Here is a 25690-nt window from a genome sequence, read left to right on the forward strand (position 1 = left end):
TGGCCGGGCCGAGGCCTATTCGCGTTCGTTCGCGTTCGTTCGCGGTTCGGATATGGAAGGCCTCCGCTGGCGCGGAGGCCGGGATGGGAGCGCAGAGACCTTCCGCGTCCTTCCGCGTTTTCCGCGGTTCCTTTGATTGCGCCTGCGGCGCGAGGGAGTGGGTGATGCCGATCTCGGGGATGACGGGGTTCGGGCGGGCCGAGGGCGCGCTGGGCGGTTCGAAGGGGGAGGGCTGGAGCTGGGCGGTGGAGGCGCGGAGCGTCAACGGGCGCAACCTGGAGACCCGGTTCCGCGGGCCGCCGGGGTTCGACGGCCTGGAGCGGGCGACGCGCGAGGGGGCGCAGGGCCGGTTCCAGCGCGGCCAGCTCACCGTGGGGGTGCAGGCGAAGCGCAGCGAAGGCTCGGTCGCCGTCCGGGTGAACGCCGAACAGCTCGAACGCTACCTGGCGCTGGGCGATCCGCTGGTGGCGGCCGGGCGGGTGAAGCCCGCGCGGCTGGACGGCCTGCTCGCCCTGCGCGGGGTGATCGAGGCCGACGACGCGGGGCTGGACCCCGAGGCCCAGGCCGAGCTGGAGGCGGCGATGGCGGCCTCCATCGGGGTGGCGCTGGACGGCCTGCTGGCGGCCCGGCGCGAGGAGGGCCGCGCCCTGCTGGCCGTGCTGAGCGCCCAGGTCGAGCGGATCGGCGACCTGGCCGGCCAGGCGCGCGGGATCGCCGCCGGCCAGCCCGCCGCCATCAAGGCCCGCTTCGAGACGCGGCTGAGGGAGCTGGCCGGCGAGGCGGCCACCGAGGAGCGGATCGTGCAGGAGGCCGCCGCCATGGCGGTGAAGGCCGACGTGGCCGAGGAGCTGGACCGGCTGGCCGGGCACGTGGAGGCGGCGCGCGCGCTGCTGGCCGCCGACGGGGCGGTGGGCCGGCGGCTGGACTTCCTGACCCAGGAGTTCATGCGCGAGGCCAACACCCTGTGTTCGAAGAGCCAGCTTTCGGCCCTGACGGCCGTGGGGCTGGACCTGAAGGCTGCCATCGAGCAGTTCCGCGAGCAGGTGCAGAACGTGGAATAGGCGGCCGAAGGCCGCTATGGAAACCACAGAAGACACGGAAAACACGGAAGGAGTCCGGCGTCCGACGTCGCTGATAATCGGATATTTTAGTGTTTTCCGTGTCTTCTGTGGTTTTATTGAGCCGCTTCGCGGCTCGCTGTGAGGTCCGGTGTTCGCCGGGATGAGCGGGGGTTTTTCTTGAGTCCGTCGGACGATCATTCGAAGCCTTGGGAGACCACGCGGCGGGGGCTGCTGCTGCTGGTGTCCAGTCCCGCGGGGGCGGGGAAGACGTCGCTGACCCGGACCCTGGTGGCCGACTACGACAGCCTGATCCTCTCGATCTCGGCGACCACGCGCGCGCCGCGGCCGGGCGAGGAGGAGGGGCGGGAGTACTATTTCAAGACCCGCGCCCAGTTCGAGGCGATGATCGAGGCCGGCGACTTCCTCGAATGGGCCACGGTCAACGGCAACTACTACGGCACGCCCAAGGCCCCGGTGATGGCCGCGCTGGAAGCCGGCCACGACGTGATCTTCGACATCGACTGGCAGGGCGCCCAGCAGGTGGCCGAGCGCGCGCCCACCGACGCCGTGCGCGTTTTCATCCTGCCGCCCGCCTGGGGCGACCTGGAGCGGCGGCTGCGCGCCCGCGCCCAGGACAGCGAGGCGGTCATGGATCAGCGCCTGCGCCTGGGGCAGGAGGAGATCCGGCACTGGGATCGCTACGACTACGTCATCGTGAACAAGAACTTCGACCGCGCCTACGCCGACCTCCAGCACATCTATCGCGCCGAGCGGATGAAGCCGGTCCGCAACGCCTGGCTGCCCGGCTTCGTGGGCGACCTCCTGGCCGAGGCCGCGGGCGAGCACGAGGCGACCGGCGCGCCGCCGCGGACGACGATGATGCGGCCGGTGCAGAAGTAGGGGGGTGACTCTGGGGCGAAGTTCGGAACGTCCGCTTCCGGCTCGAAAGTTAGGTGGCGCCCCCAGCTAGCTCAGAATTCCCGTTTGATGGCGTTCCGCAGCGGCGAATCGGGTGCGCGTAGACGGGCTCGCAAGACACAACTTCTGAGCCGCTGTATGAACGGCCAAGCTGCGGGCAGCATCGGTGTGGGAGGCGACATGAACAACCTGACCTTGCTCCAGCGTATACACCGCCGCTTCGCCCTGTTGGGTGGCAGCTACACGCATCATGATGGCAGCATCGAACTGGACTTCGAGGCCGCCGCTGGCGTCGATCACTACCGGGATAGCCAAGAGGTGAAGGAGGCGAAGGTTGATCGGAAGGCTATGAGGGACGCCAAGCGATCCCGCGTGGCCGGTGCGATGATGGTTGGCTTCGGCGTCTACCTGCTCACCCGTCCCGACGCCTCGGCATGGCAGTTGTTCGGCGGCGCTGCGCTGGTGGCCCTTGGTGTCTATCAGGCCGGAAACTAGGGGATCGCCCCCCTACGGGGTAACTGCTGCCCTTAGTTGGACAGGGTGCCGCCTCTCGTAAGCACGCTGTTTTCAGGTCTCCAAATTAAACGCCGTAGTATTTAGTCATCATCTTCGCCCACTGTCTGTCAAAGATCGGCACGTGTCGTCGTAGTTGACGCTTCATCTCGGGAGACTTCATGATCTCCGATGCTTTATAGACGTATTGGACAAAGTTCCGATCATCGCCCCAGTGCGTAAATCTGCCAATCGGAACGCGCTTCCGTATTGCATCGGCGGCCACGCCCTTCTTCTTCGCGCCCTTGATATACTGGCGGATGCCACGTTTCATCTGGGCGTAGAAGTTCGTCATGCTTCCGGGGCGGACAAGGATGCGCCTGCCGTCATAGGTAAAGCCGAGATACTGAAGGTCGTCGCCTGTGACGGTCTGCATCGTTCCCACCTGTTGAACGTGGGACGTGCAAGTTTTCTTCTCGTTTATCGCTAGGTGGTGCTCAAGCAAAGCTTGAGTGATACCGTCCATCGCCGACGCCACCTGCGCCGCGTCTGGAAAGACAAGGGCAATGTCATCACTGTAGCGGCGATAGCTCCCGCCAAGATCAGTCATTACACGGTGGGCGTGCTCATCAAGGCCGAGCATCGAGATGTTGGCGAAAAGTCCTGAGAGGGGGGTGCCCTGGGGTATTCCATGATCTGCGCCATGTTTCTTTATGAGTGGCCGCACTTTCGTTCGGAAAGTCTCCACGTCGCAGATGTGGCGCTTGCGTATCTTCCCAACTACCGGCCCAAGGTCTTCCTTGGTGACGTATTCGTAGTTGGATAGCCGGATGAAGATTTTGAGCCAGTCTTTCGGCAGCTTCGAGCCGCCCAGCAAGCCGATGAGGTTTGCCTTCAAGATCGCGTGCGAGATGTTGTCGAAGAACTTGGAAACATCCAGGCATACCACTACGCAGTCGCCACGCTCGATCACTTCATCGAAGAGGCTTTTAGCGAAGTTGACGTTGTTACCGATGCCGCTGCGGTAAGCGAGGACGACACCGCCCAGCCCTCGCCGCTGAAGTTCGGCGTCGTACAGCTTGGCGAGATCGGCGGCGTAGAGGCTGTAGATCGCGGAATCTGCATGGCCCGCGTATCTGATCTGGCGTTCTTTCGGGGCAAGGGCGGGAAAGTCCCCGCTGAAGTCCATCCTGCGCTCAACCTTGGTGTAGCCGAGGAGTGGCAGGAAGGAACGCGTCGCCACCTCATCCGCTGATACCTTAAAGGTGGCCAGGGCCTTCTCATTTAGCGGCGTATCAAAGTGCGCATACCGGCGGGGTCGTGGGCGTTTTGAGGTTACGCGGCGGGGGTGGGTGCCGTTCAACCCTTTAACTACCCCCGCCAACTTGAAGCCTTGCGGCTATGTTCCGGCTTTCGCCGACCACGGTTCTAACAGCATGTCGTACAATCACGACGCCGGTCACGGAGACCACACCATGCCCATCGGGCAAGTTGCGATCTGGTGCAGGTGCGCAGTCGCCATCGGCAACTTCGTCCTTGCGATCCTTAACCAAAGACCCCTGAGACCAGCGTAGCTCCCCCAGGCAAGGCGCAGCCTGCCTGATTCGTGGCGGCGCACAAAGGCCAAGCCGTAACGAATGGTGAAGTTTCTGTTAGCGCAATCGTATCCGAGTCGCGGCGCGGCGTCATGCTTGTTTGCGGCGGGCGCGGAGGCTGCTACGCACAGCGGTGTCACACAGGGCACGCGAAACCAACTAAGTGTTTGATTTATTACGCCCATGCACATGATCAAGCTGTGCGTATGGGGATGCCGAGGGTCCGTTCAGAGGCACAATCCCGAGTCCCGCAACTGGCGCGTGGCTGACGGAATACCGACGCGGATATCGCGGGGAGCCTGCTACGGTGGCCCTGCGGCGCGGCCGCGGTTGAAGGGCGGTCTTCTCCCCCGACGACGGCACGACCGGATAGAGTGAACTGAAAGGACGGCGATATGGCTTTGCTCGACGAGCTCAGGGCCGACCAGCTCGCGGCGCGCAAGGTGGGCGACCGTCTGAAGGCGGACCTGCTCAGCACGCTGATCGGCGAGGCGACGCAGATCACGACCGAGGAGTTCAAGCGCGGCGTGACGGACGTCACCGAGGACAAGGTCGCCGCGACCGTCGCGAAATTCCTGAAGAATACGAAGCTGACGCTGGAGAACCTGGCGAGCGAGCGCGCGCGCCTGAGCGAAGCGGGGGGCGACGTGTCGAAGGTCGATGCGCGCACCCGGGCGGCCGAAACCGAACTGGCGATCCTGTCCGCCTATAGCCCCAAGCAGATGACGGACTCGGAGCTGCGCGAGGTCATCGACGATTTCCGGGCCAGGAACCCCGACGCCAACGTCGGGACGATCATGGCCTACCTGAAGACCAGCTTCGGCGGTCGGTATGACGGCAAGGCCGCCAGCGTGTTGGCCAGGGGTTGAACGAAGGCCCCCCGCCGTGGGGCGCTGAGCCGTGCCTGCGCCCTCCGCAAAGGATTTTTGTTCCCTAAATGTTCTTGACTTTGCGCCCGCGTTGAGGTAGCGTTTCAACTCGGCTGGCGCGGTGCGCGCGCGGCCGCTCCTCATACATTTCCTCACACATTCCAGGGAACGGGCGATGGCCGGGACGAGCCAGGCGCCGGCCCCGCGGCGGCGCCCGGGGCCGAAGTCGTATGAGCGCAGGTCTTACCAGCGGAAGCTGACGGCGGTGCTGACGCTGTGCCGGCGGCTGGAGGCGGGCGAGAGCATGGCCGAGGCGTGCCGGTGCCCGACGCTGCCGCCCAGGGCGACCATCGCCTATTGGCTGGAGACCGATCCGACGCTGGGCGGGCTGGTGGCCGAGGCCCAGGCGGCGGCCGAGCGGGCGCACGGGCCGGGGCGGCGGGCGGTGCACCGCTGGAGCTGGAAGATCGCGCGCGAGGTGCTGTCGCGGCTGGAGGACGGGCGGGGGCTGGACGAGGTGTGCGCCGCCCGCGACATGCCGGCCTACGCCACGGTGATGGCCTGGCTGCGCAAGCGGCCCCGGTTCCGCGCCGAATACGCCCAGGCGCGGGAGCGGCAGGCCGAGCGGCTGTTCGACCTGGCCTGGCGGATCGCCTGCGAGGCCGACGAGGAGACGGTGAAGACCGCGCGGCTGAAGATCCAGACGCTGAAGTACCGCGTGGCGAAGCTGGCGCCGCGGACCTATGGGACGCTGAAGGCGCAGGACCCGCCGGCCGCCGCGGACGGGTCGGCCGACGGGAGCGCTGGGGGCGGCGAGGACNTGCGCGGCGAGATCACCGAGGCCGACCTGGAGCGGCTGGCCGCCGCGGCGCGGCGGCGGGCGCTGGGGGTATAGCGCGGCCGGCCGGTCAGGCGCCGGCGCGGCGGGGCGCCGGGGTGATCCAGCCCAGGACGGTCTCGCGGGCCACGATCCAGGCCCGGCGGGCCAGGACGCCGATGTCCACCATCAGGTCGTTCCAGCCCTCGCGCAGGCGCTGGCCCGCCGTGGGCTCGACGCCGCCGGCCGAGGGCATGGGGTCGGCCTGGGGCAGGACGCCGGTGGCGGGCGTGACCTCGGCGGTGGCGGCGCCCTTCATCAGCGACAGGGTCTCGGCGACGTAGGCGGCCTGGGTGACGTTGCCGATCTCGAGCCGGTTGTCGTTCATCCGGAACTCCTGGGTCAGGACGCCGGTGAGGATGACCTCGGGCGGGCGGCCGTTGATCGAGCGGACGACGTAGACCGGGCCGCCGGAATTGCCGCCGTAGACCGAGACGTCGAGCATGAAGGTGGGATAGCGGGCGGGCGGGGACAGCGGATAGGACGCCACCCGCCCCGAGCGCAGGATCGGGAAACCGGCCGAGTTGGACGCGAAGCCCTGGGGATAGCCCAGCACCATCATCTCGTCGCCGGGCTCCAGGTCGAGGCGGCTGACCGTCTGGCTGGTGGCCAGGCGGGCGACGGGCACGGCGGCGCGCGGCACGCCCTCGGGCAGGGCGATGGCGGCCACGTCCTGCATCGGATGGGCGGTCCACAGCGGCTCGCCCTCGGCGCCCCGGATGCGGACGCTGACGGGGGCGTAGCGCCAGGCGCCGTCGTCGCCGGCCACGCGGAAGCCGACCTTCACCTTGTCGCCCGGCATGCGCTTGAAGACATGGTCGGCGGTGACGAGGATGGTCTGGGGGCGGCCGTCGGCGTCGGTGGCCGAAAGGACGAAGCCGGTGCCCACGGTGCTCACGCCGCCGCCGCGCGCCTGTTCGAGGCGGACCGTGGCGTGGATCAGGTCGATGAGTTCGCTCATGCTGCTCCTTCCCCCGCTTTCCCGTCGGCGAAACGGGCGGATCGCGCCGACGATCCCTGGAGAACAGTCGATACCTTCGGCGCGAGCGGGGCGGCAAGGTGGCGGTTCGGCGCCCGCGGCGGTTCAAACGGTTGTTTGGCCAAGGGGGAAACCGCTCTATGATGGGCGGAAAGGAGACGCCCCCATGAGCTTCGACACGCCCCTGAGCCTCGCCGGACCGCTGCGCGAACCGCGCCAGATGCTGGCCGACCAGGAATATGGCGGGCACTCGTCGATCCACGACGACGCCATGGCCGAGAAGCTGGGCTTCCGGGCGGGACCGATCGAGGGGCCGACGCACTTTTCGCAGTTCCAGCCGCTGTTGGCGAAGATCTGGGGGCGCGACTGGTTCGAGCGCGGCTGTTTCTCGTCGCACTTCCTGAACATGGTGGTCGAGGGCGAGAAGGTCCGCGCCTTCGCCGAGGTTCCGGCCGAAGGGGCGACCTCGACCCGGGCCTGGGCCGAGAAGGCCGACGGTACGCCGGTTCTGGAGGCCAGCGCCAGCGTCGGGACCGGCGGCCCGACCCTGCTGGAGGCGCGGATGGCGGCGCTCAGGCCGCCCGGCAAGCTGCTGATCCTGGAGGACCTGAAGGTCGGGATGACCGGGGCGAAGGACGAGCGGGTGCGCATGGACCCCGACCAGAACATGGGCGCGCTGTATCCCTTCAGCCTCAACCAGAAGCTGGCGGCGATCACCGAGACCTCGCCCTGGTACTCGGACGCCAAGGCCTCGCCGTGGGGCCGGGCGATCATCCCGTTCGAGATGCTGAGCGTGCTGTTCGAATACACCAGCCGCGAGGCGGCGTTCCCGGTGAAGGGGCCGGCGGTGGGCCTGTTCGCCGACCAGGAGATCCGGGTGATCGACGGGCCGCTGTTCGTGGGCGAGGAGTATGTGCTGCGCCGCGAGATCGCCGCCCTGGCCGAGAGCAAGCGGACCGAATCCTACTGGGTGCGGACGCGGGTGTTCGACGCGAAGGGCCAGAAACAGGTGGCCGAGATGCTGCTGAACCACGCGACGATGAAGAACTCGTACGCGGGCTACGCCGAAGCGGGCTGAGGCCCCTAGAGGAACATCGGGCCGACGATCGGGATGGCCATGACCAGCGTGCAGCCGAGGGTGACGAGCGAGAGGGCGAGGTTCATCATGGGGGTCGATCCTTGTTCCCCGCCTAATTGGGGCGCGGCGCGGCCGTTCGCACTGCGCGATTTCGCAGAACAGTTCTGCCGGGATGGAACGTCGCCGGGCGGGAGACGGCTTCCCTGACGTGGGGGCTGGCGGATAGAGAGCCCCGCATGATCGCGACCGAGACGCATACGATGATCCTGGCCCCCGCGGGGCCGGGCCGCTGGACGACCCTGGCCGGGCCGGAATGGCGCAACATGGGCGGGGGGCTCTGGGGCGGCTACGCCATCGGCCTGTGCGTGCGGGTGATGGAGGCCGAGCCGGAGGCGACGGGCGAGCCCCTGTCGATCACCCTGACCTACGCCGCGGCCCTGCCGGCCGGCGAACTGGACGTCCGCACCCGCAGGCTGCGGCAGGGCGGCTCGATCGGCGTGTGGGAGGTGGAACTGAGGCCCGCGGGCGTCGAGGAGGTGGGCGTCCACGCGATCGTGACGATGGCGCGGCGGCCCGACACCCCGCGCTTCGCCTTCGCGCGCATGCCCGATGCGCCGCCGCCCGAGAGCCTGCCCAGCCCGGACAGCCCGATCGGGTCGCGGCACTTCGGCGCGCAGGCGTTCGAGCGGCGTACGTCCGAGCGCTTCCCGCCGGAGCCTTCCGAGACTTCGCACTCCCTGACCTGGGTGCGGTCGCGCCGGGGGCCGTGGGACAAGGCGCTGCTGGGCATGGTGACCGACAACTCGGCGCCGCGGGCGCTCTACGGCCTGGCCTCTCCGATCAACAACACGACGCTGTCGCTCACCGTCTATCTGCACGCCACGGCCGAGGAGATCGCGGCGATCGGCGACGATTACCTGCTGATCGAATGCGAGGGCCGCGTGGGCGGCGGAGGCGCCGCGGACGAGCGGTCCAGCTACTGGAGCCGCGACGGCAAGCTGCTGGCCACCAGCGAGCAACTGGCCTGGTACCGGCCGGCGCGGCGGCAGCCGCCCGAGTAGGCGCCGCTACGTCCCCGCCAGCCTGCAATCCGCCCGGATGTTCCATGATCCCGGACCTCGCTGGATGGATGCGGCGGCGGCGGCGGCGCGCACATTGCAGGCCACGACCCGCAGGACGCGGCGGGCCGGGCATTCGGTCTATGTGGTCCTGCTGAAGGACCCGCGGCGGGACGACCCCTGGGGCCTCTACGTCGGCCAGACCTCGCGCGATCCGGACGTGCGCTTCGATCAGCACAAGGCCGGCTACAAGGCCAGCGGCGCGGTGCGGCGCTTCGGCGTGCGGCTGCTGCCCGACCTGACCGCGCATCTCAACCCGATGCGGGCGTGGGAGGCGCTGGACCTGGAGGCGGCGCTGGCCGAGGCCCTGAACGCCGCGGGCGTGCCGTGGGTCGAAGGCGGGCATTGAGGCGCTTGCCTGACGCCGCGTCGGGCGCCGTTCGCTGACCGCCGGCCATCCGCAGAGATGGCGCGGGAGGAGATGCGGATGGCGGGCCGGCTGAACGGCAAGGTGGCGCTCGTCACGGGCGGGGCCTCGGGACTGGGCGCCGAGAGCGCGCGGCGGATGGCCCGCGAGGGCGCGGCGGTCGTGCTGACCGACCTCCAGGCCGAGGCCGGCCAGGGCGTCGCCGACGAAATCCTGGCCGCCGGCGGGCGCGCGGCCTTTCTCGTGCATGAGGTGACGGACGAGGCGCGCTGGGCCGAGGTCACAGCCTGGACGGTGGAGCGGTTCGGCCGGATCGACACGTTGGTGAACTCGGCCGGCGTCGCCAGCGGCGGCCAGCCGATCCTGGAGGCCACCCTGGAGGGCTGGCGCCGGATCATGGCGATCAACCTGGACGGCACGTTCCTGGGCGTGCGGCACGTCGCGCCGGTGATGGCGGCGGCGGGGGGCGGCTCGATCGTCAACCTCTCTTCGATCATGGGCAAGGTGGGCCTGCCCGGCGCGGCGGCCTACTGCGCCTCGAAGGGCGGGGTGCTGATGCTGACCAAGGCCGTGGCGCTGGAGCTGGCGCCGGTGGGCGTGCGGGTGAACTCGGTGCATCCGGGGTTCATCGAGACGCCGATGGTGCAGAACGTCCTGCAGCAGGCGGACGACGGCAACGCGCGACGGGACCTGATCGTCTCGCGCCATGCCCTGGGGCGGCTGGGCGTTCCGCGCGAGATCGCCGACGCGATCGTCTTCCTGGCCTCGGACGAGTCCAGCTTCATGACGGGGTCCGAAGTGGTGGTGGACGGCGGCTATACGGCGATGTGAGGGCGCGAGCCGGGAGATGGGGCGATGATCAAGCTGGTCTATGTGATCGCCAGGCGGCCGGAGCTGTCACGCGAGGCCTTCTCCGAATATTGGCGGGACCGGCACGGCCCGCTGGTGGCGAAGCACGCCGATGCGCTGTGCATGCGGAAATATGTCCAGAGCCATCTGGTCGACCATCCGGCGAACGAAGGGATGCGGGCGGTGCGGGGCATGCGGACGCCGGCCGACGGGATCACCGAGGTGTGGTGGGACTCGCTGGAGGATTTCCGGGCCGCCTATGCGACGCCCGAGGGCGCCGCCGCAGGCGCCGAACTGGCGGCCGACGAGGCGCGGTTCATCGATTTCGCCGGCTCGACCGTGTTCCTGACGAAGGAGCACGAGATCTTCGACCGCACCGGCGGCGCGGGGCCGGGGCCGGATGCGCTGAAGGTGACGTACCTGCTCGCCAGACGGCGCGACCTGACCCAGGCGGCGTGCCACGAGACGTGGCTGAAGGACCACGGGCCGCTGGTGCGCAGCTTCGCCGAGCCGCTCCACATGGCCAGGTACGTCCAGAGCCACACGATCGCGCCGCCGCTGAACGAGGGCTTCCGGGTCGCGCGGGGCTTCGCGCCGCCGCTGGACGGGATCACCGAGGTCTGGATGAACTCGGCGGCCGACCTGGAAGCCGGCGGCGCCACCGAAGCGGGGCGCCGCGGCGGGGCGGCGCTGGTCGAGGACGAGCGCCGGTTCGTGCAGATGGACGCCTCGCGCTGCTTCCTCACACGCGAACACGTGATCTTCGACCACACGCGGTGACGCGGGCGTCAGGTCGGGACGAGGCCGTGTCGCAGACGGGCGAGGCGGTGCGCTTCCAGGACGTCCTGCGGCGTGGGTCGAAGGGTGGGACGCGGCGGCTCCAAAGCGTGTCGGCGGGCGGTGTCGCAGGCGGCGCGGACCCAGCCGGGAAGCGCGAGCGGGGCGAGGGCGGACGGGATCGTGGCGTGGTGAACGGGCAGCATGGCCAGCGATACGACCGTGCAGCGGCGCCGGACTTGACCTTAACGAAAGTTCACCGCGGCGCCGGCAAGGCGCGCGCACTTGCGGGCGCTCAGCGGCGCCGGAAGCGACCCAGGGCCAGCGGGGCGAGGGCGGCCAGCACGCCGCCGGCGTTGGCGGCGATGTCCTTCCACTGGAAGGTCCCCGAGACCAGGCCGAAGACCTGGGCGATCTCGAAGCCGGTGGCCAGCGCCAGGAAGAAGCCGCCGATCCACCACGGGCTGACCCTGGGCAGCGAGACGATCGAGAACAGGGTGAGCAGGTAGCCGAAGGCCACATGCTCGATCACGTCGGGCGGCGGGACGTTGGCGGCGGCGTTGTGGCGCGGGTTGATCGCCCCGGCGAAGGCGACGGCGAACACGGCGAGCAGGGCGGCGCGGCCGGCCCAGACGATCACGGACGACATGGCGCGGTGATAGGCGATCCGGCGGCGGGTTGGAACATGGCGGCCTGTTTGCGAGCGCGCGCGTCCGGCGAACCTGGGCGCCTCGAGCGGGTGGCGCCGCTCGGGACCAACAGGACCGGGACGTCGACCGGGCGCCGCGTTATGTGCGGGGGATGGAGCATCCCCTGGATCGGCCGGTATGGTCGGCGCTGACGGGGCCGCAGGCGGGCGTCGCCGTGGCGGCGGGCGCGGCCGTGCGATATCGGCCCGAGGTCGGGCTGTTCGCCGCCACGGCGAACGGGGAGGCGCAGGCGACGGCCGACCTCGTCGCGCTGGTGCGCGCGCACGGGGAGACGGCGCTGGTGGAGCCCCGGCCCGTGACCGCGCCGCCGGGGCTGACGGTGGTGTCCGAGGCGATCTGCCTCCAGATGGTGGCCGAGGCGTCGGCCATTCACGCCGGCGCGGCGGCCCGCGTCGACATCGTGGAACTCTCGCCGGCGGACTGGCCCGAGATGGTGGCGCTGGCGCAGGCGATGCGCCCTGGGCCGTTCTTCGCACGGACGCCCAGCCTGGGACGCTTCCTGGGCGTACGGATCGACGGGCGGCTGGCGGCGATGGCGGGCGAGCGTATGCGCGTCCCGGGCTTCACCGAGGTGAGCGGGGTCTGCACCCTGGCGGCGTTCCGAGGCCGGGGGCTGGCGGCGGAGCTGATCCGGGCGGCGATGGCCGGGATGCGGGCGCGGGGCGAGACGCCGATGCTGCACACCTACGCCAGCAACACGGGCGCGAACCGGCTGTACGAGGCGCTGGGCTTCCGCGTGCGGCGGGAGCTGGTGATGACGATGCTGTCCGCGTCCTAGAAGCTGCCAGGGACTTGTGGTGGCTTCTGGACACGCGGGAGGGTGCGGCGCCGTTCCTTCTCGGCCGTTCGGAAGAGGGAGCGCCCGCAGGGCGGTGGAGGGGAATGACCTCAAGCTCGGCGCTTCCGGCGAAGCCCCCTCCACCCTGCTGCGCAGGGTTCCCCTCCCCCGGCGGGGGAGGAGGGTTGTGCGACATCCTGCTCTTCTCACCGTTGGGGTCCCCAACGGCCTTTGGCCTGGCGACCCGCTAGCTCGGCGGCGGCGATTGGCGTTGCGGGGCGCCGGGTCGGGGGGCGCTGGAAAGGGCGGCGCCGGCCGCGGCGGCGATGACGGCGGCGACGCCCGCGAGCTGGGGCGGGGCCAGCACCTCGGACAGCAGGACCAGGCCGAAGAGCGCGCCCCAGGCGGGCTCCAGGCTGGTCAGGACCGCGAAGGTGCGGGCCGGCATGCGCGGCAGGGCGTACATCTCCAGCGTGAACGGGATGGCCGTGGAGATCAGCGCCACGAGGGCCGCCAGGGGCAGAAGTTCGGGCCGGAGCAGCGCCGCGCCGGCGTGGGCGACCCCGACGGGGGTGACGATGACGGCGGCGATGGCCAGGGCGACGGCCGGCGTGGCGGCGCCGTAGGCCGCGCTGGCGGCCCGGCCCCACACGATGTAGGCGGCCCAGCAGGCGGCCGCGGCCAGGGCCCAGGCGACGCCCAAAAGATCCAGGCGCCCGCCGTCCGCGGCGCCCGAGCCGACCAGTCCCCAGACCCCCGCCGCGGCCAGGGCGGTCCAGACCAGATCGAGGGCGCGGCGCGAGCCCGCGACGGCCACGGCGAGCGGCCCCAGGAACTGAAGCGCGATGGCGACGCCCTGGGGCACGCGCCCGATGGCCAGGTAGAAGAAAAGCGTGGCGCCCGCTGTGGCCGCGCCCAGGACGAGGATCGGCAGGCGCGGCGCATCGCGCGGCCAGCGCCGCCACGGCCGGACGATCGCCACCAGCATGAGCGCGCCCAGCAGGACGCGGAGCGCCACGGTCCCCTGCGGCCCCAGCGCCGGGAACAGGCCCTTGGCCAGCGCCGCGCCGGCCTGGAACGACGCGGTGGCTGCGACCACGCCCGCCACCGGCAGGGCGAGGGCGAGCGCACGGGGCTTTTCCGGGCTCACGCACATCTCCGGCCGCCGGGGGGAATCGACGTCCCGACCATGACGCCGGCGAGTCCCCGCGGGAAGAGGGCGGCCGTGGCGTTTCGGGCGCCGGAGGCCTAAGCTACCCGGATGGCGGTCGCGTTCACCCGGGAAGAGGACTACGAGGCGCGGGCGGCGGACCTGCCGGACCGTCCCGTCTCGCCGCATCCCAACCTGGTGACGGCCGAGGGGCTGGCTGCGATCGAGGCCGAACTGACGGCGGCGCAGGCGGCCTATGCCCAGGCCCAGGCGGATGGCGGGATCAGCGGCGACCGCACCGCCATGGCGAGGGCGACGCGCGACCTGCGCTACTGGTCGCAGCGGCGGGCCAGCGCCCAGCTCACCCAGCCCGAACCGGAGCCCGGCCGCGTGCAGTTCGGCGTGACCGTCGAGATCGAACGCGAGGACGGACGTCGCCAGCGCTTCCGCATCGTGGGCGAGGACGAGGCGGATCCGGCGCGCGGCAGCGTTTCGTACGTCTCGCCCCTGGCGCGCGCGGTGCTGGGGCGGCGCGTGGGCGATGCGGTCGCCGTGAACGGCGCCGAGATCGAGATCGTCGGGGTGACCTGAGGGGGACCGACCCCGCCGGTGGCGGCTACGGCTGCGCGCGCGGCGTGGCGGCGGCCGCCTTGGCCTTCTCTGCTTCCTCCACGCGGGCGCCGGCCAGGATGCCGGGCAGGGCGTAGTTGCCCTCGTGGCAGGCGTATTCGTAGATCTCGCCGTCCATCGGGGAGAACTCGTACTCGCCGCCCCACGGCTTGTCCCAGAGGTCGGGGTCTTCCACCGTGAAGGCGTAGTGCAGGCGGTCCTTGCCGACGCGGGTGAAGCGCTCGACGACCTTGAGCTTCTCCCACGAGCCCATGAAGTGCTGGGCCTGGGGCAGGTTGATGGTCTCGACCACCAGGGTGTCGCCTTCCCAGCGGCCGATCGAGTCGCCCATGTAGGCGCGGACCCCGTCGGTGCGGTGCTGGCCGCCCAGGCGGACGATCCGCAGATCGTGGTTCATCTCGACCTCGATGACCACGGAATCGGCCGTCTGAACGATGCGGTAGTTGTTGTTGTAGAAGCCGTTGGGGAACATCGGCGGGCCGGCGTTGCGGCCGAACGACATGATGCAGCGCTCGCCCAGGGACCGCGCCTCGTAGCTGTCGAAGGCCTCGCCGCCGAAGCGGGGCGGCGCCGGCGCGCCCGCCTTGCGGGCCGGGGGCATGCCGTTGGGCGTGGTGATGAGCGAGGTGCGCGGCTCGCCGTTCACGCGCATGACGCGGCTGCCCGGGTCGAGCCAGCCGCGGTTGTAGCCGCCCACGTCGCCGCCCGCGGCGGCGAACTCGGGCCGGACGTTGGTGGTCTCGGCGCGATGCTCGGCGGGGGCGTTCGGATCGGTGTCCTCGTTGCCTTCCTCGATCTCGCGCTCGGCGTTGGCCTCCATCTCGCGGGCCTGGTCCTCGGTGTAGTTGAGCTGGTCGCGGAACTGCGGCCGGCGCATCAGCGGGGTGAGGGTGGCGTTGGTCCAGGTCCCCGCCAGGTCGGGCTGGCCGAAGGCGTTGCGGGGTGTCTTCCAGGGCTTGGCGGCGGCCTTGGTCGGGCGAGCATCCTGGGCGGCCGCGGCGAGCGGCGCGGCGGCGACGCCGGCAAGAAGCATGGCGCCGAAGGCGGCGATGACGACGCGTTGCACGACAATCTCCCCAATGTCGCCGGCGGCGCCTGTGGCCGGCCGGTCCGTACCGAGTCTACGACCCGTTTCCGCCTGCGGCAACGCAGGAGCGGTCGAGGGCGTGCTCGACGACCGCTGGTAGGGCGCCGTTGTTGCGCGGTTGTTTCCGTTTCGAAGGCCCGGCTCGCGCGTTAAGCTCGCCGGAGGCGCCCGCGACGGGCCGCCGAGGCCGGAGCCCCATGACCGAATCCCCAGACGAACAGGCATCATCCCCCGACGAACAGGCGCCCCGGGACGAGACGCCGATGCAGCGGGCGCTGCGGCTGAAGAAGGCGGCCCAGGATTCCGGGCGGGGCGGGCCGCCGGGCCGGGCGCGCGGCGACGGCGAGCGGGAAGCCGCGGCGCGGTCGCAGTCCAAGTCGAAGCCCTGGATGAAGAGGTGAGACCCATGTCGCTGCCCCCGCTGTTCCTTCGCCATGCCGCGCTCGCCGTTGTCGGACTGGCGGCGCTGGGGGGGTGCTCGCGGGAGGCGCCTCCGGCCGACGCGACCCCGGCGGATGCGAGTTCCGACGCGACCCCGGCCGGCGCCGCACAGGGCGCCGACGGCTGGCGGGTCTATGTCTGCGCGGACGGGCGGATCGTGCGGGCGCTCTACCCCGACACCGAGACCGCGCGGCTGAAGCTGGAGACCGGCGAGCAGGCCCTGAAGATCGCCATCTCGGCCAGCGGCGCACGCTATGTGGGCCAGGGCGTGCAGTGGTGGACCAAGGGCGACGAGGCCAGCCTGGCGCCGCTGAAGCCCGGCGAGGACATCGCCTCGGCGGCCGGGGTCGCATGCGTGCCGCCCGCCCAGGCGCCGGTGGAGCCGCCCGCGCCCGGAACGCCGGGCGGCCTGCCCGACGATCGCACGCCGCTGGACGAGCGGCCGGCGGCGCCCGACAGCCCGCAGGCCGCGGCGACGGTGGTGGAGCAGTACTACGCGCTGGTGGAGAGCGGTCGGGGCGCCGAGACCGGCCGGCTGCGCACGGACGGGACGCCCGAAGATCTGTCGGCCTTCGCGCGGCTGAGCGCGCTGGTGGGCGCGCCGGGGCCGGCCGAGGGCGCGGCGGGCTCGACGTTCGTCAGGGTTCCGGTCGTGCTGTACGGCCGCTACGCCAGCGGACCCGAATATCACGCGTCGGGACAGGCCACCCTGCGGCGGGTGAACGACGTGCCGGGCGCGACGGCCGACCAGCTGCGCTGGCGGATCGAGACGATCGAGGTGCGGCCGACGCGGCGCTAGCCGGGCGTCAGTGGCTGACGACCCACTCGCTGATGTAGGCGTGGGTGGCGCGGGCCAGCTTGGGCGGGCCGGAGAAGTAGAACTCGCTGCCGAACAGCAGCTTGCGCTCGCGCCACGAGAGCTGGCCGGTGTCCTCGGCCTGAAGCACGGATCGCAGCTTGGCGCTCATGCCCGCCGGCACGAAGGCGACATAGGTGGCGTCAGACATTCTCCGCTCCGCTGGCTGGCCCCGCCAGAAAGACTGGCCCCGCCGTCAAAAGAACGTGAGTCCCAGGCGCCACCAAGCCTCCGTGCACGGTCAGGGCGCGGTCAGGTCGCCGCAGGCCGGACGATCCGCGCGGGACGCCCGGCGACTCAGGTCTTTCGGGGCTTTCGGCGCGGCGGCGGGCCCTTGACGTCGGGGGCGCGAGGCCGGTGCGGAGGGCGTCCCGGACGCCCGCGCTCGGCATGCGAACGCTCGGGGGCGGCGCCGGGCGGGCTGGACGGGTTGATCCGGAGTTCGCCGGCGTCGGCGGCGGCGCGCACCGAGTCCTGGAAGCGGCCCTCCACGTCGCTGGCGATCTGGAACTTCGTCTCGTGGTCGAAGATGCGGATGAGGCCGATGTCCTTCTTGGTCACGTGGCCCAGCCGGCAGATGAGCGGCACCAGCCACTTGGGGTCGGCGTTCTTGGAGCGCCCGATGGGCAGGCGGAACCAGCTTCCGTCGGCGGAGTCGATCTGAGCCTGGCGCTCGGGGCGCAGGGGACGCGGCTTGTCGCCGCGATCGGGCCCGCGATCGGGCAGGATGTCCTCGGGCTCGGGCAGGCGCGAGCGATGGAGCCGGACGAGCGCGGCGGCGACGGCCTCGGCGTCCCGGCGTTCGAGCAGGCGGCGGGCCAGTTCGAGATCCTGTGGCGTCGGCGGCTCGGCCAGGGCGGGGTCGTCGAAGAGGCGGGCTTCGTCGCGGGCGCGGATCTCCTCGGGCAGGGGCGGGCCCGACCATTCGGCCTCGACCCCGGCGACCTGGAGCAGGCGCTCGGCCTGGCGGCGCTTGGGATGGGGGGCGATGATGACCGAGACGCCCTTGCGCCCGGCCCGGCCCGTGCGGCCGCTGCGGTGGAGGAGGGCGGGCGGCCCGGCCGGCAGGTCGGCGTGGATCACGAGGCCGAGTTCGGGCAGGTCGAGGCCGCGGGCCGCGACGTCGGTGGCGATGCAGGCGCGCGCGTGGCCGTCGCGCAGGGCCTGGAGGGCGTCGGACCGCTCCTTCTGCGACAGTTCGCCCGAGAGCTGGACGACGGCGAAACCGCGCTCGCGCAGGCTGCCATAGAGGTGGCGCACGCGTTCGCGGGTGGCGCAGAAGATCAGGGCGCCGGGGCTTTCGTAGAAGCGCAGGATGTTGACCACGGCGTTCTCGACGTCGGTGGGGGCGACGCGGACGGCGCGGTAGGCGATGTCGCCGTGGGGCTCGTCGCGGCGGACGGTGTCGATGCGATGGGCGTCGCGCTGGTAGCGCCGGGCCAGCGCGGCGATCTCGCGCGCGATGGTGGCCGAGAACAGGAAGGTGCGGCGTTCGGCGGGCGCGGAGTCGAGGATCGCCTCCAGGTCCTCGCGGAAGCCCATGTCGAGCATCTCGTCGGCCTCGTCGAGCACCGCGACGCGCAGGGCCGAGGTGTCGAGATTTCCCCGTTCGAGGTGATCGCGCAGGCGGCCCGGCGTGCCGACGACCACATGCGCGCCGGCGGCCAGCGCGCGCTGCTCGGCGCGCGGGTCCATGCCGCCCACGCAGGTGGCGATGCGGACGCCGGCGGGCGCGTAGAGCCAGCCCAGCTCGCGCGCGACCTGGAGCGCCAGTTCGCGGGTCGGCGCGATGACGAGGCCCAGCGGCGCCCCGGCGGCGTCGAAGCCGGCGGCCTCGCCCAGAAGGGCGGTGGCGGCGGCCAGGCCGAACGCGACGGTCTTTCCCGACCCGGTCTGGGCCGAGACCAGGAGGTCGCGGTCGGCGGGCGCTTCGAGGACGGCGGCCTGGACGGGCGTGGGTTCGCGGTAGCCCTGCGCCTCGAGGGCGCGGGCCAGCGCAGGGTGCGTGGCGGGAAACGGCATGGGGAAACCTGTGGCCCCGCCGGGAGGCGGCGGGCGAAGCGCGCGTCCTTGGCGCCCCGACGACGCCAAGGCAAGCCGTTTCGTCAGTCTGCGTCCTCGGCGCGCAGGCGGTAGCCGACGCCGGGCTCGGTCAGGAGGTTGCGGGGCGCGGACGGCTCGGCCTCGATCTTCTGGCGGAGCTGGCCGACCAGGACGCGGACGAACTGGGCGTCGACCATCGCGCCCGCGCCCCAGACGGCGCTGATGATCTGGCGATGGGTGACGACCCGCCCGGCATGGCGGGCCAGGGTGCGAAGGAGGTCGTACTCGCGGGGCGTGAGGCGGACTTCCTCGCCCAGGATGCGGACCTGGCGGGCGGCGAAATCCACCTCCAGATCGCCGGTGCGAAGGATCGCGCTGGCGGCGAACCGCCGCTCGCGGCCGCGCAGGCTGGCGCGCACGCGGGCCAGGAGTTCGCCCACGCCGACCGGCTTGTTGACGAAGTCGTCGGCCCCCAGGTCGAGAGCGTCGATCTTCTCCTGCTCCAGGTCGCGGGCCGACAGGACGATGATCGGCGTCTCGGACCAGTCGCGGATGCGCCGGATGACCTCCTTGCCGTCCATGTCGGGCAGGCCGAGGTCGAGGATCACGACGTCGCAGGGTTCGGCGGCCATCCGGGCGATGGCGCTCTCGCCGGTGGTGGCGGTCTCGACTTCGAACCCCCCCGCGTTGAGGGCCGGGGTCAGGGCGCGCAGGATCTGCGGCTCGTCGTCCACCAGCAGCAGCCGGCCCGACTGGGGTGGGATCGCAGCGCTCACGACGTGGCCGCCGGCAGCCGGAAGGTGACGACAAGCCCGCCTTCGGGCGCGGGCCGGTTGCGGGCCGAGACGCCGCCGCCCATCGCCTCGGTCAGGCCGCGGGCGATGGAGAGGCCCAGGCCCACGCCCGGACGCTTCGCCGCGCCGGCGCCGCGGACGAACTTCTCGAAGATGCGATCGGTCTCGTCGGGCGAGACGCCGGGGCCGCGATCGGCCACTTCCACCATGACGTCGCCGCCTTCGCGCCAGGCGCGGACATCCACCGGCGCGTCGGGCGGCGTGTGGCGCAGCGCGTTCTCCACGACGTTCCCGAGGGCCTGTTCGAAGAGCACAGGGTCGCCCAGGATCTCGGCGAGGTCGGGCGGCGTGTGGACGCGCGTGCGTCCCCCCAGCACCCGGGCCCGACGGCCGACGGTGCGGTCGATCACCTCTGCCGCGCTGAAGGGCGTGGCCTGGACCGCCAGGGCTCCGGACTCGACGCGGCTCATGTGCAGCAGGTTGGCGACGAAGGCGTCCAGCCGCTCGGCCTCCTCGCGGATGGTGGCGGCCAGGTCGACACGGACGCCGGGCGCGAAGCCCTCGCCGAACTGCTCCAGGCTGGACGCGGAGGCCAGGATGGCGGCCAGCGGCGTACGCAGGTCGTGCGAGATGGACGAAAGAAGCGCGTTGCGCAGGTCCTCGGTCTTGGCGCGGGCCTCGGCCTCGGCGCGAGCGGCGTTCAGCCGGGCGCGGGCGAGGGCGGCGGCGCCGGCGTCGGTGAGGATCTCGAGCAGCGTGCGTTCGTCGGAATTCAGTGGATGCTCGGCGCTGCTGCGCCACCCCGCCACACCCAGCGACTGGCCCCCCGTCCTCAGGGTGCGGACCACCCATTCGCCGGCGCCGATGCTCCAGGCGGCCTCGCCGGCCTCGCCCTCCAGCCGTGCGGCGGCGTCGAGGACGGCCTGCGGCGGGGTCGGCTGGACGGGCCAGGCGCGGACGTCGTCGCCCGACCCGACGAACGCCTCCCCGCGCGCCGCGGTGGCGAGGTGCTGGGCCAGCCGGTCGCGGATCACCGGCTCGTCCGACAGGGCCGAGAACTCGTGGGTGGCGCGGAAGAGGGCGTCGGTGGTCCTGGCGCGGGCCTCGGCGCGCGCGGCCTGGTCGCGGACGCGCCCGGTCAGGTTGCCAGTCAGCATGGCGACCGCCAGGAAGACCCCCAGGGTCACGAAATCCTCGGACTCGAACGAGAAGATGAACCGGGGTTCGACCAGATAGAAATTGTAGCTGAGGAAGGCGAGGCCGGCGGCGACGTAGGCCGGTCCCGAGCCCAGGGCGTAGGCCGTCACCAGCACGCCGGCGAGAAACGCCATCGACAGGCGCGGATTCTCGCTGGTCCGGTACATGATCTCGGCGACGACCGTGGAGGCCGCCACGAAGGCCGCAGCCAGCGCATAGCGGGTGAAAGTGCGTTGCAGGCGGCTCACCAGCGGTTTCGGGATGGTCGGGTTCTGCTCGGCGGGCTGGGGTTCGTCGGGCTGGGGTTCAGCGGGCAGGGGTTCAGCGGGCAGGGGTTCGGGCGGTTGCAGCTCGGACGATCCGGGGTTCGAAGGTGTCGGCGACGCGCCGCGGCCATGGGGACGCCACGACGCGATCGCCGACGGGTCCGCAAGCTTGGGGGGCGCGGACGGCGTCAGGGTGGCGCCTGGGGCGGAGAGGTCAATTATAGGGCGGTTATGGGCCATGCGGGCGTCATTATAATCTTCTTATGCCTCGGCTTGCTTGCCGGATGGCCGATCTAGGCGGCTCGATCCCAAAGCAGAGCCTGCCCCGCCTTGACCCACCTGATCGTCGGCACGCCGTCCCCGGTCTTCGAGGCTGAGAGCCCGGTGAACCCGACCTTTGCGTTCTCCAGCCTGGGCGGGCGCTACGTGCTGCTGGCGTTCGCGCGGGGCCCCGCGGCCGGACGCGAGGCGATGCACACGGCCATCCAGGCGAACCGATCGCTGTTCGACGACGACAGGATCGCGGCGTTCACGGTGCTGGAGGACCGCGCGGACTATGCGGCCCGGCGGGACGAGCGCGGCCTGCACTGGTTCTTCGACGGGGACGGGGCCATCGCGCGACTGTTCGGCGCGGAGGAGCCGCTGTGGGTGCTGATCGATCCGTCGCTGCGGATCCTGGCCTTCGGGGGACTGGACTGGACGCCGCGGCTGTTTTCGATCCTGCCCACGCTGCCCGCGCCCGACGCCCACGCCGGCGTGGAGATGATCGCGCCCGTGCTGATCGTGCCGCGGCTGCTGGAGCCGGACCTGTGCCAGCGGCTGATCGCCTACTACGAAGCCGACGGGGGCAAGCCGTCGGGCACCATGCGCCAGGTCGAGGGCAAGACCGTCGGCGTGCTGAGCGACTTCAAGCGCCGGCGCGACGCCCAGATCGAGGATGAGACCCTCCAGACCGAGATCCGCGCGCGGGTCCGCCACCGGTTGATGCCCGAGATCGAAAAGGCGTTCCAGTTCAAGGTCACCCGGATCGAGCGCTACATCGTGGCCTGCTACGACGCCGAGACCGGAGGCTATTTCCGACCTCACCGCGACAACACCACCACGGGCACCGCACACCGGCAGTTCGCGGTCTCGATCAACCTGAACGACGACTTCGAGGGCGGCGACCTGCGCTTCCCCGAGTTCGGCTCCCGCACCTACCGCGCGCCGAAGGGCGGGGCGGTGGTGTTCTCCTGCACGCTCCTGCACGAAGCGACCCCCGTCACCCGGGGGACGCGCTACGCCACCCTGCCGTTCCTCTACGACGAGGCCGGCAAGGCCATCCGCGACGCCAACCTCCACACCCTCGTCGCCCGACCTCCGCAACAACCCGAACCCCAGCCCCAGGAGGCTACCGCTTGAGATCCTTCGCCATCCTCGCCGCCAGCGCCGCGGTCCTGTCCCTGGGCGCCTGCGCGACCAAGACCAAGCCGGAAGCGCCGGCGCCTGTCGAGGCTCCGCCGCCGCCGCCGCCCGCCGAGGCCCCGGCGCCGCCACCGCCCGCGGCGGGCTACGCCCCCGGCTCCCAGGCCGACCTGGCCGCGAACGCCGGCGACCGGGTGTTCTTCGGCTTCGACCGCTACGACGTGGACGGGCAAGCCCGTGCGACGCTGACGCAGCAGGCCGCCTGGCTGGCCCGCTATCCGGACGTGCGCGTGCGCATCGCCGGCCACGCGGACGAGCGCGGCACGCGGGAATACAATCTGGCCCTGGGCGCCCGCCGGGCCGGCGCCGTCCGCGCCGCCCTGATCGGGCAGGGCGTGGCGGCCGGCCGGATCGAGACCATCTCTTACGGCAAGGAGCGTCCGCTCGACGCCGAGTCGACCGAGGCGGCCTGGGCCCGGAACCGCAACGGCCACACGGTGGTGATCGGGTTCGGCGAGCCGTAGCACCGGCGGGAATCGCCCGCTCCGCAGCGCGCGGGGCGGGCCTCGAGAACATGTGGCGCACGTCCGGTTCCGGGCGTGCGCCTTCGTGCGTGCGTGTTACGTCCGGACCGTGGTTCCGGCCGCGGCGCGCTTGCGGCGCAGGCCGGCGTGCGGGTCGGCCGCCGGGTTCCATCGTTCGGATTTTCCGCTCGGATTTTCGGGGATTTCGCCGCCGGACGTGGCGCGAGTGACGGGGCTCGAACCCGCGACCTCCGGCGTGACAGGCCGGCGCTCTAACCAACTGAGCTACACCCGCGCAGGGCCGTCCGGCGCTGCGAAGGCGGCCCTCATATGGGGCTGTCGGAATCGTGTCAACGACTGAGTGCCGGCCGGGCGCTCCGCCACACGGAAATGCGATCTAGCCGCTCCGGCGGACCGCCTGGGGCGGTGGCACCTTGGCGGCCTCCTCGATCAGCCAGGCGCGAAACGCCACGACGGCGGGCCGCTGCGGGCCGGCCGGCGTGAGGAACCAGAAGCGCGACGGGGTGGGGGCGAATCCCAGGGGGGCGGCGAGACGGCCGGCGGCGACGTCGGCGGCCACATAGACCCAGGGCGTCAGGCCCACGCCCAGGCCGGCGGCCGCGGCCTCGAGCGTGTAGAAGATATGCTCGAACTCCTGGCTGTCGGGCGGCTCGGGCAGGGTGATCCCCGAGTGCGCCTCCCACTCGGCCCAGGCGGTCTGGCGCGACCCCGTGGTGAGCCGGGTGAGGCCTTCCAGCCCCGTCGGCCCGTCGCCGAGCAGGGCAGGGGCCACCACCGGACCGTGGAAGTTCTCCAGGAACGCGGCGGCCTCGGCGCCGACGATCGGGGCGGTCTCGTTGACGCGGATGGCGGCGTCGAAGCGGTCGCGGGCGAAGTCCACCGGCGCATAGGACTCGGTGACCTTGACCCGCACCGTGGGGTGGCGGGCGTGGAAGGCCGGCAGGCGCGGGATCAGCCAGCGGATGGCCAGCGTGCCCACGCACGACAGGCGCAGCTCGACATGCGTGTCGGCCCGGAGGTCGGCGATGGCCGCCTCGACCTGGCCGAACGCGCCCGAGAGCGCGGCGGCCAGGCGCGCGCCGGCCTCGGTGAGCCGCAGGCGGTGGCGCGGGCCTTCGGTGAGGTCGAGGCCCAGGGTGGCCTCCAGGCTGCGGATTTGACGGCTGACGGCGCCGTGGGTGACGCAGAGCTCGTCGGCGGCCAGGGTCATCTGGCCCCGGCGGGCGAAGACCTCGAAGGCCCTGAGCGCGGTCAGGGACGGGAGCGGGCGCCTCTCGGTCCGGACGGTCACCAGCGATGGCCTCCCTGTGACTTCAGCTCACAAGAAGACCGCGGTTATATCGTTTTGCGGATCGCGGCAATCCGCCGATGGTCCGGGACGTCGAACGCGAGATCTTCCCGCCCATGCCCGACGTCGCCGCCGCCGCAATCGCCCTCCCCACCCCGCGATTCCGGCCCCCGGCGCCGGAGCCGCTCGAGCGCGATCCCGGTGTGATGATGCTGTTCAACCCGCGCATGACGCGCAATCCGTTGACGGCGATCCCCCGGGAAGCGTTCGAGCGGCCGTACCGGAAGGCGCGCTTCCTCCACCTGACCTATCACGGCGTCTACGAGCCCGACGCGATCAAGCGCGTCCTGCTGGACCGGGCCGACGTCTATGTGCGGCCCGAACTGGTGCGGCGAATCCTGCGCCCCCTGCTGGGCGACAGCCTGCTGAGCGCCAACGGCGAGGACTGGCGGCGCCAGCGGCGGCTGATGGCGCCGGCGTTCGCGCCGTCGGCGGTGGGCGGCGCCGCCCCGCAGATCGACGCGGCGGCGGGCCGGAGCTGCGCGCGGATGGCGGACGGCGGCGGGACGGTCGACGTGGCCGTCGAGGCCACCCGGGCGACTCTGGAGATCATCGACGCCACGCTGTTCTCGGGCGCCAGCGGGATGCCGTTCGAGGACACCGCCGACGACGTTCGCGACCTGCTGGCGGGCGGCGGCGAGCTGCGGCTGTCGCAGGTGTTCGGCCTCCAGGCGCTGGACTGGGGCGCCGCCCAGCGGCGCGGGCGTCGCGCGCAGACGCGGCTGAGATCGCGGATGGCCGCGATGATCCGTGCGCGGGCCGAGGCCGACGATGCGCCCGACGACTTCGTCACCCGGATGCTGCGGGCGTTCCTGGCCGAACACCCGCGCGAGACGGCCGAGCGCCTGACGCTGGACAACGCCATGACGTTCTTCGTCGCCGGCCACGAGACGACGGCGAACGGCCTGGCCTGGGCGCTGTACCTGCTGAGCCGCGACCCGCAGGCCCAGGCCTGGGCGCGGGACGAGGCGTTCGAGGCGTGGCGCGGGGGCGACCCCGCCGCCGTGGCCGACCGCCTGATGTACCTGCGCATGGTCTGGGACGAGACGCTCCGGCTGTATCCGCCGGTGCTGCGGATCGACCGGCAGGCCACCGAGGACGACGAACTGTGCGGCGAGCCGGTGAAGGCCGGCGACATGGTCACGATCTGGCCCTGGGTGCTGCACCGGCACCGGCGGCTGTGGGACGAGCCGGACGCGTTCAACCCTGAGAACTTCGACCCCGAGGCGCGGGCCGGACGCCATCGCTACCAGTACCTGCCGTTCGGGGCGGGGCCGCGGATCTGCATCGGCATGGGGCTGGCCAACACCGAGGCGCTGATCCTGCTGTCGCGGTGGCTGACGGCGTTCCGTTTCGAGCCCGCGGGCGGCGCCGAACCCTGGCCCCGGGCCGACATCGCGCTGCGGGCCGACGGTGGAATTCCGCTCAGGGTCAGCCGTCTCTGAGAATGGTGTTCTCCGG

General features: G+C 71.5%; 27 protein-coding genes and 1 tRNA gene. 17 read left to right on the forward strand and 11 right to left on the reverse strand.

Annotation, left to right across the window (positions count from 1 at the left end; translation table 11 throughout):
• The first annotated feature begins 164 nt into the window (after positions 1-164).
• The 3 genes from ABS78_RS08675 (at position 165) to ABS78_RS08685 (ending at position 2474) form a co-directional block, all read left to right on the forward strand.
• Positions 165-1061 (forward strand): YicC/YloC family endoribonuclease, encoded by an 897-nt coding sequence (locus ABS78_RS08675; RefSeq protein WP_293377195.1) that lies wholly within the window; start codon positions 165-167, stop codon positions 1059-1061.
• A gap of 177 nt (positions 1062-1238) precedes the next feature.
• Entirely contained in the window at positions 1239-1961 is a 723-nt protein-coding gene (gene gmk / locus ABS78_RS08680; protein WP_293377198.1) for a guanylate kinase, read from the forward strand.
• A gap of 198 nt (positions 1962-2159) precedes the next feature.
• Positions 2160-2474: a hypothetical protein gene (locus tag ABS78_RS08685; protein ID WP_293377201.1), complete on the forward strand. Its 315-nt coding sequence runs from the start codon at positions 2160-2162 to the stop codon at positions 2472-2474.
• 85 nt (positions 2475-2559) lie between these two features.
• Here ABS78_RS08685 and drt2 read toward each other — a convergent pair whose 3' ends face one another.
• Positions 2560-3834, reverse strand: a complete 1275-nt coding sequence (gene drt2, locus ABS78_RS08690) for an antiviral reverse transcriptase Drt2 (protein ID WP_293377204.1) — start codon at positions 3832-3834, stop codon at positions 2560-2562.
• Between the two features lie 627 nt (positions 3835-4461).
• Between drt2 and ABS78_RS08695 the strand changes: the two genes are divergently transcribed.
• Positions 4462-4935, forward strand: a complete 474-nt coding sequence (locus ABS78_RS08695) for a GatB/YqeY domain-containing protein (RefSeq protein ID WP_293377207.1) — start codon at positions 4462-4464, stop codon at positions 4933-4935.
• Positions 4936-5110: 175 nt separating this feature from the next.
• Positions 5111-5755: hypothetical protein (locus ABS78_RS08700; RefSeq protein WP_293377210.1), on the forward strand; the 645-nt coding region annotated here is incomplete at its 3' end.
• Positions 5756-5843: 88 nt separating this feature from the next.
• Here the strand turns inward: ABS78_RS08700 and ABS78_RS08705 are convergent.
• Positions 5844-6773: a serine protease gene (locus ABS78_RS08705; protein WP_293377213.1), complete on the reverse strand. Its 930-nt coding sequence runs from the start codon at positions 6771-6773 to the stop codon at positions 5844-5846.
• A gap of 184 nt (positions 6774-6957) precedes the next feature.
• Here ABS78_RS08705 and ABS78_RS08710 point away from each other — a divergent pair, with 184 nt between their 5' ends.
• The 5 genes from ABS78_RS08710 to ABS78_RS08730 all read left to right on the forward strand — a co-directional run bounded on the left by ABS78_RS08710 (position 6958) and on the right by ABS78_RS08730 (position 10983).
• Positions 6958-7869, forward strand: a complete 912-nt coding sequence (locus ABS78_RS08710; RefSeq protein ID WP_293377216.1) for a hypothetical protein — start codon at positions 6958-6960, stop codon at positions 7867-7869.
• Between the two features lie 236 nt (positions 7870-8105).
• Positions 8106-8930, forward strand: coding sequence for a thioesterase family protein (locus tag ABS78_RS08715; protein WP_293377219.1), 825 nt, complete (start codon positions 8106-8108; stop codon positions 8928-8930).
• Positions 8931-8967: 37 nt separating this feature from the next.
• Complete coding sequence (locus tag ABS78_RS08720; RefSeq protein ID WP_293377222.1) at positions 8968-9336, forward strand: hypothetical protein; 369 nt, start codon at positions 8968-8970, stop codon at positions 9334-9336.
• Between the two features lie 78 nt (positions 9337-9414).
• Positions 9415-10185 (forward strand): glucose 1-dehydrogenase, encoded by a 771-nt coding sequence (locus ABS78_RS08725; protein WP_293377225.1) that lies wholly within the window; start codon positions 9415-9417, stop codon positions 10183-10185.
• A 24-nt stretch (positions 10186-10209) separates the two neighbouring features.
• Entirely contained in the window at positions 10210-10983 is a 774-nt protein-coding gene (locus tag ABS78_RS08730; protein ID WP_293377228.1) for an EthD domain-containing protein, read from the forward strand.
• A 292-nt stretch (positions 10984-11275) separates the two neighbouring features.
• On the opposite strand, the gene ABS78_RS08735 is transcribed toward ABS78_RS08730, so the two are convergent.
• The gene (locus ABS78_RS08735; RefSeq protein ID WP_293377231.1) at positions 11276-11629 is read right to left on the reverse strand and encodes a hypothetical protein; all 354 of its coding nucleotides are present in this window, start codon (positions 11627-11629) and stop codon (positions 11276-11278) included.
• 152 nt (positions 11630-11781) lie between these two features.
• Here ABS78_RS08735 and ABS78_RS08740 point away from each other — a divergent pair, with 152 nt between their 5' ends.
• The gene (locus ABS78_RS08740) at positions 11782-12468 is read left to right on the forward strand and encodes a GNAT family N-acetyltransferase (RefSeq protein ID WP_293377234.1); all 687 of its coding nucleotides are present in this window, start codon (positions 11782-11784) and stop codon (positions 12466-12468) included.
• A gap of 247 nt (positions 12469-12715) precedes the next feature.
• Here the strand turns inward: ABS78_RS08740 and ABS78_RS08745 are convergent, their stop codons facing one another.
• Positions 12716-13618, reverse strand: coding sequence for an EamA family transporter (locus tag ABS78_RS08745; protein ID WP_293377238.1), 903 nt, complete (start codon positions 13616-13618; stop codon positions 12716-12718).
• Between the two features lie 111 nt (positions 13619-13729).
• Between ABS78_RS08745 and greA the strand changes: the two genes are divergently transcribed.
• Complete coding sequence (gene greA / locus ABS78_RS08750; RefSeq protein WP_293377241.1) at positions 13730-14209, forward strand: transcription elongation factor GreA; 480 nt, start codon at positions 13730-13732, stop codon at positions 14207-14209.
• Positions 14210-14234: 25 nt separating this feature from the next.
• Here greA and ABS78_RS08755 read toward each other — a convergent pair whose 3' ends face one another.
• Positions 14235-15314, reverse strand: a complete 1080-nt coding sequence (locus ABS78_RS08755; RefSeq protein WP_293377244.1) for a hypothetical protein — start codon at positions 15312-15314, stop codon at positions 14235-14237.
• A gap of 218 nt (positions 15315-15532) precedes the next feature.
• On the opposite strand from ABS78_RS08755, the gene ABS78_RS08760 reads away from it, so the two are divergent.
• Both ABS78_RS08760 and ABS78_RS08765 read left to right on the forward strand, forming a co-directional pair.
• Positions 15533-15736, forward strand: a complete 204-nt coding sequence (locus tag ABS78_RS08760) for a hypothetical protein (protein ID WP_293377247.1) — start codon at positions 15533-15535, stop codon at positions 15734-15736.
• A gap of 5 nt (positions 15737-15741) precedes the next feature.
• On the forward strand, positions 15742-16575 hold the full coding sequence (locus ABS78_RS08765; RefSeq protein ID WP_293377250.1) for an MliC family protein: 834 nt from the start codon (positions 15742-15744) through the stop codon (positions 16573-16575).
• Between the two features lie 7 nt (positions 16576-16582).
• Here the strand turns inward: ABS78_RS08765 and ABS78_RS08770 are convergent, their stop codons facing one another.
• From ABS78_RS08770 to ABS78_RS08785, 4 genes are all read right to left on the reverse strand, one after another.
• Entirely contained in the window at positions 16583-16783 is a 201-nt protein-coding gene (locus ABS78_RS08770; RefSeq protein WP_293377253.1) for a hypothetical protein, read from the reverse strand.
• Positions 16784-16929: 146 nt separating this feature from the next.
• A complete protein-coding gene (locus ABS78_RS08775; protein WP_363082940.1) occupies positions 16930-18654 on the reverse strand; it encodes a DEAD/DEAH box helicase in 1725 nt (574 codons plus the stop codon).
• 83 nt (positions 18655-18737) lie between these two features.
• Positions 18738-19451 carry a response regulator transcription factor gene (locus ABS78_RS08780; RefSeq protein ID WP_293377255.1) on the reverse strand — a complete coding sequence of 238 codons (714 nt, stop codon included), beginning with the start codon at positions 19449-19451 and terminating at the stop codon, positions 18738-18740.
• Positions 19448-21172, reverse strand: a complete 1725-nt coding sequence (locus ABS78_RS08785; RefSeq protein WP_293377258.1) for an ATP-binding protein — start codon at positions 21170-21172, stop codon at positions 19448-19450. The genes ABS78_RS08780 and ABS78_RS08785 overlap by 4 nt, the downstream gene beginning before the upstream one ends.
• A gap of 90 nt (positions 21173-21262) precedes the next feature.
• On the opposite strand from ABS78_RS08785, the gene ABS78_RS08790 reads away from it, so the two are divergent.
• On the forward strand, positions 21263-22333 hold the full coding sequence (locus tag ABS78_RS08790) for a 2OG-Fe(II) oxygenase (RefSeq protein ID WP_293377261.1): 1071 nt from the start codon (positions 21263-21265) through the stop codon (positions 22331-22333).
• Positions 22330-22860 carry a peptidoglycan-associated lipoprotein Pal gene (gene pal / locus ABS78_RS08795; protein ID WP_293377264.1) on the forward strand — a complete coding sequence of 177 codons (531 nt, stop codon included), beginning with the start codon at positions 22330-22332 and terminating at the stop codon, positions 22858-22860. The genes ABS78_RS08790 and pal overlap by 4 nt, the downstream gene beginning before the upstream one ends.
• Positions 22861-23078: 218 nt before the next feature.
• Here the strand turns inward: pal and ABS78_RS08800 are convergent.
• Both ABS78_RS08800 and ABS78_RS08805 read right to left on the reverse strand, forming a co-directional pair.
• Positions 23079-23155: transfer RNA gene (locus ABS78_RS08800), tRNA-Asp, on the reverse strand.
• Positions 23156-23257: 102 nt separating this feature from the next.
• Positions 23258-24172: a LysR substrate-binding domain-containing protein gene (locus ABS78_RS08805; protein WP_293377267.1), complete on the reverse strand. Its 915-nt coding sequence runs from the start codon at positions 24170-24172 to the stop codon at positions 23258-23260.
• A gap of 77 nt (positions 24173-24249) precedes the next feature.
• On the opposite strand from ABS78_RS08805, the gene ABS78_RS08810 reads away from it, so the two are divergent.
• Positions 24250-25674 carry a cytochrome P450 gene (locus tag ABS78_RS08810; RefSeq protein ID WP_293377270.1) on the forward strand — a complete coding sequence of 475 codons (1425 nt, stop codon included), beginning with the start codon at positions 24250-24252 and terminating at the stop codon, positions 25672-25674.
• Positions 25675-25690: the final 16 nt, after the last annotated feature.

The organism is Phenylobacterium sp. SCN 70-31, from assembly GCF_001724605.1.
GTDB lineage: Bacteria > Pseudomonadota > Alphaproteobacteria > Caulobacterales > Caulobacteraceae > Phenylobacterium.